The sequence below is a fragment of the Promicromonospora sp. NPDC023987 genome (assembly GCF_040639055.1).
Classification (GTDB): domain Bacteria; phylum Actinomycetota; class Actinomycetes; order Actinomycetales; family Cellulomonadaceae; genus Promicromonospora.
The window spans coordinates 74,495-84,642 of the sequence record NZ_JBEZZF010000019.1 but is presented as its reverse complement, the minus strand read 5'-3'; the positions used below and the strand labels follow the sequence as shown (position 1 = coordinate 84,642).

At 71.8% G+C, this 10,148-nt stretch carries 10 protein-coding genes and 1 tRNA gene; 7 read left to right on the top strand and 4 right to left on the bottom strand.

Going from position 1 to position 10,148, the window contains the following annotated elements:
- From AB0F40_RS11475 to AB0F40_RS11455, 5 genes are all read left to right on the top strand, one after another.
- Positions 1 to 925: ABC transporter ATP-binding protein (locus tag AB0F40_RS11475; protein ID WP_357466812.1), on the top strand; the 925-nt coding region annotated here is incomplete at its 5' end.
- Positions 926 to 992: 67 nt separating this feature from the next.
- Entirely contained in the window at positions 993 to 1,889 is an 897-nt protein-coding gene (locus AB0F40_RS11470) for a hypothetical protein (RefSeq protein ID WP_357466809.1), read from the top strand.
- An 87-nt stretch (positions 1,890 to 1,976) separates the two neighbouring features.
- Complete coding sequence (locus AB0F40_RS11465) at positions 1,977 to 4,079, top strand: MMPL family transporter (RefSeq protein ID WP_357466807.1); 2,103 nt, start codon at positions 1,977 to 1,979, stop codon at positions 4,077 to 4,079.
- On the top strand, positions 4,042 to 5,310 hold the full coding sequence (locus AB0F40_RS11460) for a sensor histidine kinase (protein WP_357466804.1): 1,269 nt from the start codon (positions 4,042 to 4,044) through the stop codon (positions 5,308 to 5,310). The genes AB0F40_RS11465 and AB0F40_RS11460 overlap by 38 nt, the downstream gene beginning before the upstream one ends.
- Complete coding sequence (locus AB0F40_RS11455) at positions 5,311 to 5,940, top strand: response regulator transcription factor (protein WP_357466802.1); 630 nt, start codon at positions 5,311 to 5,313, stop codon at positions 5,938 to 5,940.
- A gap of 63 nt (positions 5,941 to 6,003) precedes the next feature.
- Here the strand turns inward: AB0F40_RS11455 and AB0F40_RS11450 are convergent.
- The 4 genes from AB0F40_RS11450 to AB0F40_RS11435 all read right to left on the bottom strand — a co-directional run bounded on the left by AB0F40_RS11450 (position 6,004) and on the right by AB0F40_RS11435 (position 7,598).
- A tRNA-His gene (locus AB0F40_RS11450) sits at positions 6,004 to 6,079 on the bottom strand.
- A gap of 71 nt (positions 6,080 to 6,150) precedes the next feature.
- On the bottom strand, positions 6,151 to 6,786 hold the full coding sequence (gene orn / locus AB0F40_RS11445; protein ID WP_357466799.1) for an oligoribonuclease: 636 nt from the start codon (positions 6,784 to 6,786) through the stop codon (positions 6,151 to 6,153).
- Positions 6,787 to 6,957: 171 nt separating this feature from the next.
- Positions 6,958 to 7,107 carry a hypothetical protein gene (locus tag AB0F40_RS11440; RefSeq protein ID WP_253870071.1) on the bottom strand — a complete coding sequence of 50 codons (150 nt, stop codon included), beginning with the start codon at positions 7,105 to 7,107 and terminating at the stop codon, positions 6,958 to 6,960.
- A gap of 311 nt (positions 7,108 to 7,418) precedes the next feature.
- Complete coding sequence (locus AB0F40_RS11435; protein ID WP_357466796.1) at positions 7,419 to 7,598, bottom strand: hypothetical protein; 180 nt, start codon at positions 7,596 to 7,598, stop codon at positions 7,419 to 7,421.
- Positions 7,599 to 7,805: 207 nt separating this feature from the next.
- On the opposite strand from AB0F40_RS11435, the gene AB0F40_RS11430 reads away from it, so the two are divergent.
- Together AB0F40_RS11430 and AB0F40_RS11425 are read left to right on the top strand one after the other, a co-directional pair.
- The gene (locus AB0F40_RS11430) at positions 7,806 to 8,435 is read left to right on the top strand and encodes a helix-turn-helix domain-containing protein (protein ID WP_357466794.1); all 630 of its coding nucleotides are present in this window, start codon (positions 7,806 to 7,808) and stop codon (positions 8,433 to 8,435) included.
- Entirely contained in the window at positions 8,432 to 9,655 is a 1,224-nt protein-coding gene (locus AB0F40_RS11425) for an MFS transporter (protein WP_357466792.1), read from the top strand. Before AB0F40_RS11430 ends, AB0F40_RS11425 begins: the two co-directional genes overlap by 4 nt.
- Positions 9,656 to 10,148: the final 493 nt, after the last annotated feature.

The following is a 10,148-nucleotide window of genomic DNA, read 5'->3' as shown; positions in this document are numbered from 1 at the left end:
CGAACCCACCGCGGGCCGCATCTTCATCGGCGGGCGCGATGTCACCCGGGAGGACCCCGACAAACTGCGGCAGTCGATCGGCTATGTCATCCAATCCGGTGGCCTGTTCCCGCACTGGTCGGTGCGCAAGAACATCGGCGCCATCCCGCGAGTACTGGGCTGGGACAAGAAACGTATCGCCGAACGCACCGATTATCTGCTCGATCTGGTGGGCCTGGATCCCGCCACCTTCGCCGACCGGCTGCCCAAGGACATGTCGGGCGGGCAGCAGCAGCGCGTGGGGGTGGCGCGGGCGCTGGCCACCGACCCGCCGGTGCTGCTGATGGACGAGCCGTTCGGCGCCGTCGACCCGGAGTTCCGCAGGCACCTGCAGACGGAGTTCGCGCGGATCCAGGTCGAGACCGGGACCACCGTGATCCTCGTCACGCACGACATCGACGAGGCGGCACGCCTCGGTGACCGGATCGCCGTGCTGTCGCGCGGCGGACGGCTCGAACAGGTGGCGAGCCCGCTCGCGGTGCTCGCCCACCCGGCGTCGGACCGGGTGCGGGACTTCATCGGCGAAGGGTCCGCCTCGCGCATGCTCGCCCTCGCCCAGGTGCAGGCGAACGATCTGGAGAGCGCGGACCGGATAGTCCAGCCCGCACCCGCCCCCGTGCGGCTCGGCGCACGGCTCACCGACGCGTTCGAGGCGGTGGCGGCGCTGCCGGGCTCGGCGATGGGCCGCGTGCCGGTCGTCGGCGAGTCGGGCAGCATCGTCGGGTCGCTCACCGCTGACGGGATCCTCGGCGCGCTGCGCCGGGCAGCGGACGCCGCGGCGACCGACCCGGGCGCCGCCGACGTCCAGGACGCGACAGAAGACGGCACGGAGGACGCCGTAGCGGACGCCGTCGGGGACGAGCCCGGTCGCGAACCGGCGGTGTGACGGACGCCGCTTCTCGCGGGTGGCCAGGCCGGGACCTCGCGGAAGCGGTCGGCGATAGTCTCGGTGCGTGACCAACGCCCGTGTAGCCCTCGCGACCTGCTCCCAGCTGCCCGACCTCCAGAAGGACGACGTGCCGCTGATCGCCGCGCTGGCCGAGCGCGGCGTGCCCGCCGAGCCAGCGGTGTGGGACGACCCGGCGGTGGACTGGTCGGCGTACGACCTCGTCCTGGTCCGCTCCACCTGGGACTACTCGCCCCGGCACGACGAGTTCCTCGCGTGGGCGCGCGCCCTGCCCAAGGTGGTCAACTCCGCCGACGTCATCGAGTGGAACACCGACAAGCGATACCTCCGTGAGCTCGACGCTGCCGGTGTCCCGGTGATCCCGACGATCTGGCTCGACCCCGCGCGGCACCTGTCCAAGCGCGCCGTGCACACCCGGATGCCGGCGTTCGGCGACTTCGTGGTCAAGCCGGTCGTCAGCGCGGGAGCTCGGGACACCGGCAGGTACCAGCCCGTGTCCGCCGAGTCGCGCGGGCGCGCCATCGCGCACGCCGTCCGGCTGCTCGACGAGGGCCGCTGGGTCATGATCCAGCCCTACGTCACCTCCGTGGACACGGCGGGCGAGACCTGCCTCATCTTCATCGATGGCGAGCTCACGCACGCGGTGCGCAAGAACGCGCTGCTCACCGGCCCGGCCGAGGACTCCGGCGAGCTGTACGCGGCCGAGGAGATGTCCGCGTTCGAGGCGACCCCTGCGCAGGTCGAGGTGGCGCAGCGTGCGCTCGCCGTCGCCAGGGAGGCCACCGGCGCAGACCTCACCTACGCGCGCGTCGACCTGGTCACCGGCGACGACGGCGTGCCCATGGTCATCGAGCTGGAGCTCACCGAGCCGTCGCTGTGGATGAAGTACGGGACGGGCGTCGAGGGCAGGCTCGCGGACGCCGTGGTCAAGCTGCTGGGCTGACGCGCGGTCCCTCCATCAAACGGTTGAGACCAGAACCGAACTCTTCGGCGATGCCGGAGGCACCGCCCGGTTGATGAAGTTGCTGCCATGGCAGAAACACGCGTGCGTGCACGCTTCTCAGACCGGTTGACCTCCCGCAGGGGTGCGTGGCTCTCGATCGGTATCGCGGTGCTGGTCCTCGTCGCGCTGTTCGGTGCGTTCGGTCAGTCGTCGGCACCCACGGGGAACGACGCCGCACCGCCGGACTCCGAGTCGGCGCGGGTGAGCGAGCTGCTCGCACAGTTCCCGGACGCCGACGAGCAGTCGGTGCTCGTCGTCGCCGCACGCGCCGACGGCGGCGTCCTCACGGACGCCGACCTGCGGTCGCTCGACGGGCTGGTGCCGGTGCTCGACGAGCAGACCGGCCTGTCGACGTCGGACCCCCTGCCGAGCGAGGACGGAGCGGCGGCCGTGCTGATCGCCCCCGTCACGGTCGGCGTGGACAACGCGGAGACGGCGGACGTCATCACGGCCCTGCGGACGGAGCTCGCCGCCCACCCGGTGAGCGGGATCGACCTCCAGGTCACGGGCGGCCCGGCGTTCGGGGCCGACGTGACCTCAGCGTTCGACGGGGCCGACTTCACGCTCCTCGCCGTCACCATCCTCATCGTGGCCGTCCTGCTCATTCTCACGTACCGCTCACCCGTGCTGTGGCTGGTCCCGCTCGTGGTGGTCGCGCTGGCGGACCGGCTGGCGGGCCTCCTGACGGCGTCGGCCGGGTCGGCGCTGGACCTGCAGTTCGACTCGGGAATCATCAGCGTGCTCGTCTTCGGCGCCGGGACGAACTACGCGCTGCTGCTGATCTCCCGCTACCGCGAGGAGCTCCTGACGCACGCGGACCACCGAGCCGCCCTCGCCGTGGCCTGGCGCAGGACCGCTCCGGCCATCGTGGCGTCCAACGTGACGGTGGTGCTGTCGCTGCTGACCCTCTTGCTCGCCGTCATCCCCGGGACCAGAGGGCTGGGCATCACGTCCGCCGTCGGCCTGGTGATCGCCCTGGTCGCCGTCCTGTTCGTGCTCCCGCCCGTCCTGGCCGTCTGCGGCCGCAAGGTGTTCTGGCCGTTCGTCCCGCGGCCAGGCGCCGCGACGGGCCACGGCAGGGCGTGGCGGGCCGTGGCGTCCCGCGTCGTGCGCAGGCCGCTGGTCGCCCTCGGCGCCGGTGCCGTGCTGCTCGCCGTGCTGGGCACCGGCCTGCTCGGCACGTCCGTCGGCCTGGACCAGACCGAGAAGTTCCGGGTGCCGTCCGAGTCGGCCGCCGGCCTCGAGGTGCTCGCCGACCACTTCCCGCCCGGTGAGTCGCAGCCGATCTTCGTGGTCGCGAACACCCCGGGCGCCCAGGACGTCGCCGACGTCGCCCGAGACGTCGACGGCGTCGTGCGGGCCACCGTGGTCGGTGAGACCGACGACGGCGACCTGAGCAAGGTCATGGTGACCGGCCAGTACGCCCCCGGCACACCCGAGAGCCTCGACCTGGTCGCACAGCTGCGCGACGAGGTGGACACCGTGCCAGGGGCCGAGGCGCTCGTCGGCGGCGCCATCGCCACCGACCTCGACGCCAGGGCGGGCAACGAGCAGGACCTCCTGCTCGTGGCGCCGCTCGTGCTCGCCGTCAGCTTCGTGGTGCTGCTCGTGGTCCTGCGGTCCGTGGTCGCGCCCGTCGTCCTGCTGCTGGTCAACGTCGCCAGCGCCGCGGCCGCGATCGGCGCGGGCGCCTGGCTGAGCCGCGTCCTGTTCGACCAGCCCGCACTGGACCTGCAGGTGCCGCTCCTGTCCTTCCTGTTCCTGGTCGCGCTCGGCATCGACTACACGATCTTCCTCGTCCACCGGGCACGGACCGAGGCCGCCGCACACGGGACGCGAGAAGGCATGGTGCGCGCCGTCGCAGGTACGGGCAGCGTCATCACCAGCGCGGGGATCGTCCTCGCCGGTGTGTTCGCCGCGCTCGGCCTGCTGCCGCTCGTGACGCTCGGCCAGCTCGGCCTCATCGTCGGCATCGGGGTGGTAGTGGACACCCTCGTGGTCCGCACCGTCATCGTGCCCGCACTGTTCAGCCTGTTCGGCGACCAGATCTGGTGGCCTCGTGCTCCCCGGCGGAAAGACGGAGAATCAGCGCATGAGCACCGCGCAGACCACCCCGCACTCGTGGGGTGACACCGGCAGGACGCCGCGGTCGAGGGCGCCCGCCCTGCGTTCCATGCAAGTCGGCCAGCACGTGATAGCGGCCGTCCTGACCGTCGTCGGCGCCGCACGAGCGATCGCGATGGGCACCCCGATCGCCGCGGCGATCGCCGCGGCGGTCGCGGTGATCGTCTGGTACGCCGCGGGCATCACCGCGGCGCCCGGCGTGCGCAGCGGCCGCGCTGCGCGGTGGTGGCTCATCGGGCTCGCGGTGGTGTGGGTGGCCGCCGTGGCGGTCTCCGAGGAGTTCGTGTGGGTGGCCTTCCTCATCTGGCTGCTCGCCGGGCACCTCCTGCCCCCGTGGCCGTCCGTCGGTTTCTCCGTCCTCGTCCTCGCCGTCGTCGCGCTCGCCCCGGTCGTGCACGGCGGCACCCCCAGCTACGCGGGATTCTTCGGCCCGCTGATCGGCGGGGTGTTCGCCCTCGGGATCTCCCGTGGCTACCTGGAGCTCCTGCGCGACGCGCGCGAGCGAGAGCGGCTCGTCGCCTCGCTGCGGCAGACCCAGGCCGAGATGGCGGCCGTCCAGGAGGAGCTCGCGCTCACCCAGCGCCACTCCGGCGCCGTCGCGGAGCGGACACGGCTCGCCCGCGACATCCACGACACGGTGGCGCAGGGGCTGTCCTCGATCCGCCTGCTCGCGCACGCCGCGGCGGACCGCACGTCCGACGTCGACGCCGGCAGGGCCCTGCACCAGGTCGAAGGGCTGGCCGGGGACAACCTCGCGGACGTGCGCCGGATCGTCGCGGCGCTCGCGCCGTCCGAGCTGGAGGACGACGCGCTCGCCGCGGCGCTCGGCCGCATGCTGGACCGGCTGCGCGCCGAGACCGGTCTCGACACCGACCTCCGGGTCGACGACACCGTCCCGCCGCTCCCGACGGCCGCCGAGGTGGCGCTCCTGCGCACGGCGCAGTCGGCGCTCGCGAACGTCCGCCTGCACGCGGCCGCCGACCGGGTGGTGGTGAGCCTGGTCGACGCCGACGACGCGGTGCGGCTCGACATCCTCGACGACGGGCGTGGGTTCGACGTCGACGCGTGGAACGCCGGCGCCGCCACCGCCGCGACCGAGGGGTCGAGCTACGGCCTGCACTTCATGCGGTCCAGGCTCCGTGAGCTCGGCGGCGGGCTCGACGTCGAGAGCGCGCCGGGCGACGGCACCGCACTGTCCGCCTACCTGCCGCTCGGCCCCGCCCCGAAGGAGATCTGAATGGCCGTCACCGTGCTGCTCGTCGACGACCATCCGGTGGTGCGCACCGGCCTGCGTGCCGTGTTCGACGCGCGCGAGGACGTCACTGTCGTCGGCGAGGCGGCGACAGGGGAGGAGGCGGTGCTGCTGGCCGAGCACCTGCACCCCGACGTCGTCCTGTGCGATCTCCGGCTCGGCGGGGGGATGGACGGTGTGGCAGCGACCGTGGCGCTGCGCGCGCTGCGGCCCGCACCCGCCGTGCTCATCCTGACGACTTTCGACCGCGACGCCGACATCCTCGGCGCGATCGAGGCCGGGGCGGCCGGCTACCTGCTCAAGGACGTGCCGCCCGACACGATCGTCGAGGCGCTCCACACCGCTGCGGCGGGGCAGGTGTTCCTCGCGTCCGACCTCGCGACCCGGGTGATGAGCGGGATGCGGCAGCCGCGACCGCGCCTCACGACGCGGGAGCTGGACGTGCTCGGGCACCTCGTGCAGGGGGCGTCGAACAAGGAGATCGCGCGTGCCCTCTTCGTCACCGAGGCGACCATCAAGAGCCATCTGGTGCACATCTTCACCAAGCTCGACGTGGACAGCCGGGCCCGGGCGATCCACGTGGCGCGGGAGGCGGGGCTGATCCGGGAGGGGTGACACCCCGGTATGACAAAAGCGGCAGGTCCGGAAGCATTTCTGCTACCTGACCTGCCGCTTCGTTGGGGTGAGCGACGGGACTTGAACCCGCGGCCCTCGCGACCACAACGCGATGCTCTACCAGCTGAGCTACGCCCACCATGTTCGCCGATCTGGACCGGCGACCGTCGAAAAGCATACATGGTCGGCGGCCCCGGACCGAACTGAAAGCTACGGGGCGAGCTGCTTCGTGACGGACGTCTCGGCCACGCGCTGCGCCGCGGCGCGCGAGGTCGCTGTGTCGGGCCCGGGCTGGGCCGGGAACAGGACCTCGCGGTAGTAGCGCAGCTCGTCGATCGACTCGAGGATGTCGGCCAGAGCGCGGTGCCCGCCGCCCTTCTTCGGTGACGCGAAGTAGACGCGCGGGTACCAGCGGCGCGCCAGCTCCTTGATCGACGACACGTCGACGATCCGGTAGTGCAGGTGCTCCACCAGTGCGGGCATGTGCAGGTCGAGGAACGACTTGTCGGTGCCGACGGAGTTGCCGGCCAGCGGTGCCTTGCGCGGCTCGGGCACCCACTCGCGGACGTAGGCAAGGATCTGCTCCTGCGCCTCCTCGAGCGTCAGCCCCCCGTCGAGCTCGTCGAGCAGACCGGACGTGGTGTGCATGGCGCGCACGAAGTCGTTCATCTGCGCCAGGGCCTCGGCCGGAGGTTTCACGAGGACATCGACACCGGTGCCCAGGACGTTGAGGTCGGAGTCGGTGACGATCGCTGCGACCTCGACGAGCGCGTCAGCGCGCAGGTCCAGGCCGGTCATCTCGCAGTCGATCCAGACGATGCGCTCGTTGGGGTTGGGAAGGCTCACGCCGCTCAGCCTATTCCGTCGGACGCCGGGCGGCTGACGCGAGCGGTGGTCCGGTGGTCGCCCCCGACAGAAAGGCCCTCCCGCCGGCGACCGGAGTCGTCCGAGGAAGGGCCAGGATGTTCGACGCCGGAGGTGCTGAGCCGGGTCGATCAGCTGTCGGTCAGCTGTCCGTCAGATCAGGCGGAGCCGCTTGACGCGCTTGTTGGTGTGGCGCTCGGGGCGCTCACGCAGCGCGCGCTCCTGCGCACCGACGATCTCCGCGCGACGCGCGATCTCGGCAACCTGGGCGCGGCCGATGTAGTACGCGGTCTGGGCATGCATGTCTGGGGTTCCTTCCGAGGGGTGGGGAGAGAGCGACGGTGCCGGGGAGCTCGCCGGCCGGGTCGCGGCTGGTGTCCCACACTGTTTCCGTCGTGTTACATCCTCCCAGATTCCGGAAATCCCGCGCAAGGTGGACAGCGGTGATCTGCGGCACCATTCCGGGCTTTGGAGTCTCTCGGGAGCATTTCCGGTGTTTCCTGCTCAATGCAGTGACGTGGGCCACTGATCGGGCGATGCCGGCCGCCACCGGGCGGACGGCGCCGAAGCAGAGCGGGTGCGGTGCACGAGCTCTGCTTCGGCGTCCGTGGGGGTCATGCCGAACGCACGCGCAGGGCGGGTGCCTGTGCGCGGCTGTCGTTGCGGTGTGCGGCGCGGGCCTCGGCCTTGCGTCGCTTCTGCTCCTGACGGAGCGTGCGTGAACGCCGGAACTCTTCGGCGTCGCGGAGGCGGTCCCGGTGAAGGGAGAGCGCCAGGTCGTACTGGGTGTGCACGTGAGTGCCTTTCGTGACGCTGGAGGTGTCGGTCTCCCGACATGGGTCTGGCCGGACCCTTTCCACCGCCCGGTATGGGACCGGACGGACGTCACCGCGGTGTGCCTTGAGCCTCCCAGGTGGGACTCGGGCGACGCACGGCTTTTTCGGGGAGGGGACGCTAAAGTTTCCTTGCGCAAGTTTCCTCTAGCGTCTTAACCTGGTCCTATGCCCGAGCAGAAGCGCACTCAGAGCCGAGGTATGACGCGTCCGGTGCTGCCGGACGACGTGGTCATCTCGCAGGCCGACGCGATCAAGGCCATGACCCATCCCCTTCGGCTCCGGCTGCTGGCGCTGTTCGACTCGGACAGCGAGCTCACGGCCACGCAGTGCGCCGAACGGACCGGGGAGTCCGTGGCGAGCTGCTCGTTCCACCTGCGCCAGCTGGAGAAGTACGGTCACGTGGAGCGGGCGGAGGCACACGGCAAGGAACGTCCCTGGCGGGTGGTGAGCCGTGGCTACGCCGTTCGCCCCGATGCCGCGGACCCCGGCTCGTGGCCCGCCGCGAAGGCGTTCAGCAGCATGTTCGTCGCCGAGCAGTTCGCCCGGCTGCAGCGCTGGATCGCCGACGCCGACAGCGACGACCCCGACTGGCTCTACGCCACTACCCAGACACAGCAGGAGTACTGGGCCACGCGCGACGAGCTCGACGACCTCTCCCGCCGGCTCGAAGAGCTCACCGCACCGTTCCGTGACCGGATCGACGACCCCGGCCGGCGGCCGGCGGGTGCGCGGCGAGCGCACCTCTTCGGCGCGGTCTGGTCCGACCTCCCCGAGCCGGCCGAGGACCAGCCGTGACCACCACCGCGCACCACGACCCGGCCAGGCACCTGCGGACCCCGGCCTTCCGCACCCTCGTGCTGGGCTGGACCCTCGCCAACGTGGCGGACTCGCTCCTGACGCTGCTCATGGCCGTCTGGGTGGCCGATCTCACGGGCAGCAACGCGCTGGGCGGCCTGACGTTCGCGCTGCTCGGCGTCCCCGCGCTCGCGTCCCCGTTCCTCGGGCACCTCGCGGACCGGGTGTCCCGCCGGCGCATGCTGGTGGTCGCCTACGTCGTCGGAGCGCTCGGGCTGGTTCCCCTGTTCTGGGTGACCGAGCCGGACGAGGTCTGGGTGGTCTTCGGTTCCACGCTCATCTATTCCGGGGTCGCCTACGTGACGGGGGCGTGCCAGTCCGGGATCCTCAAGGACCTGCTGCCGGACGAGGCTCTCGGGCACGCGAACGGTCGCCTCTCGATGATCGACCAGGTGCTCCGGGTGGCCCTGCCGACGCTGGGCGCCGCCGTCTACGTGCTGGTGGGCGTCGTGCCGCTGGTCGCGGTGGCGATCGCCGGTTTCGTGGGCGCGGCGATCGTGTTCGGCGTCGTGCGCGTGCGGGAGTCACGGCCGGTGGCCGTGAGCGGCGAGTCGTACGTCGCCGCGACGACGGCCGGGTTCCGGCACCTGTTCAGCACCCGTCCGCTGGGCGGGATGACCTGGAACGCGGTCCTCGTGTTCGCGTCGGTCGGCCTGGTGAACGCGGTCGTGTTCGCCGTGCTCGACGGGCTGGGGCTGCCCGCGGCCTGGCTGGGCCCGCTCGTCGTGCTGCAGGGGGTGGCGGGATTCGTGGCCGGGGCCGTCGTGCCTCGGCTCATGCTCCGGTACGGGCGCCCCCGCGTCTACGCGCTCGGCGTGCTCGCCACCGGAGTGGCTCTGGTGCCGCTCCTCTTCAGCTGGGTGGTGCCCGCCGTCGCGGCCCAGGCCTTGCTCGGCTTCGGCGTGACCACCGCGATCATCGCGTGGACCACCGAGCGGCAGGTCAGGACACCGGACCGGCTCCAGGGCCGGGTCGCGGCGGCGGGCCACCTGGTGAACAACCTGCCGGGCACCGTGGTGACGGCACTCGGCGCGGGGCTGCTCGCGTTCGTGGACTATCGCCTGCTGGTGCTGGCCAACGTGCTGCTCGTGGTCGGCGCGGGGCTGGCCGCGCTCCGCCTGCGTGGCGCGAGCGCCGCCGGCCCCTTGAGCAGGGTGTGAATGTCCAGGGCGAACGTTCCTGGGTCTGGGTCTGGGTCTGGGCCTGGGGGCCGAACCGCAACCTAAGCGCCTGGTGAACGCCCCCAGGGGTGCCGAACCGCAATCTACGCGCGACGTGGGCCGTCCGGGAGCGCCGAGCCGCAAGCTACGAGTCGTGTACGAGGCCGAGCCGCAAGTTGCGAGTCGCTCACTGGGCCGAGCCGCAAGGAACACGTCCACCGGACCACGTATTGACTCGTACCTTGCGGCTGGCGCCTACTCGGACGCGTAGGTTGCGGTTCGACCCCGGGACCGGCCCACCCGGACGCGTAGGTTGCGGTTCGGCCCCCCGGGACCGGCCCACTCGGACGCGTAAGTTGCGGTTCGGCGCCCCGGACGGCACACGTCACGTGCAGCCTGCGGTTCGACAGCCAGGAGCCCCGACGCGCCGCGTGCGGGTCACCCCCCGGAGCGGGCGTTTCCCACGAGACGCGCAGGTGGCGGTTGTGCGCAC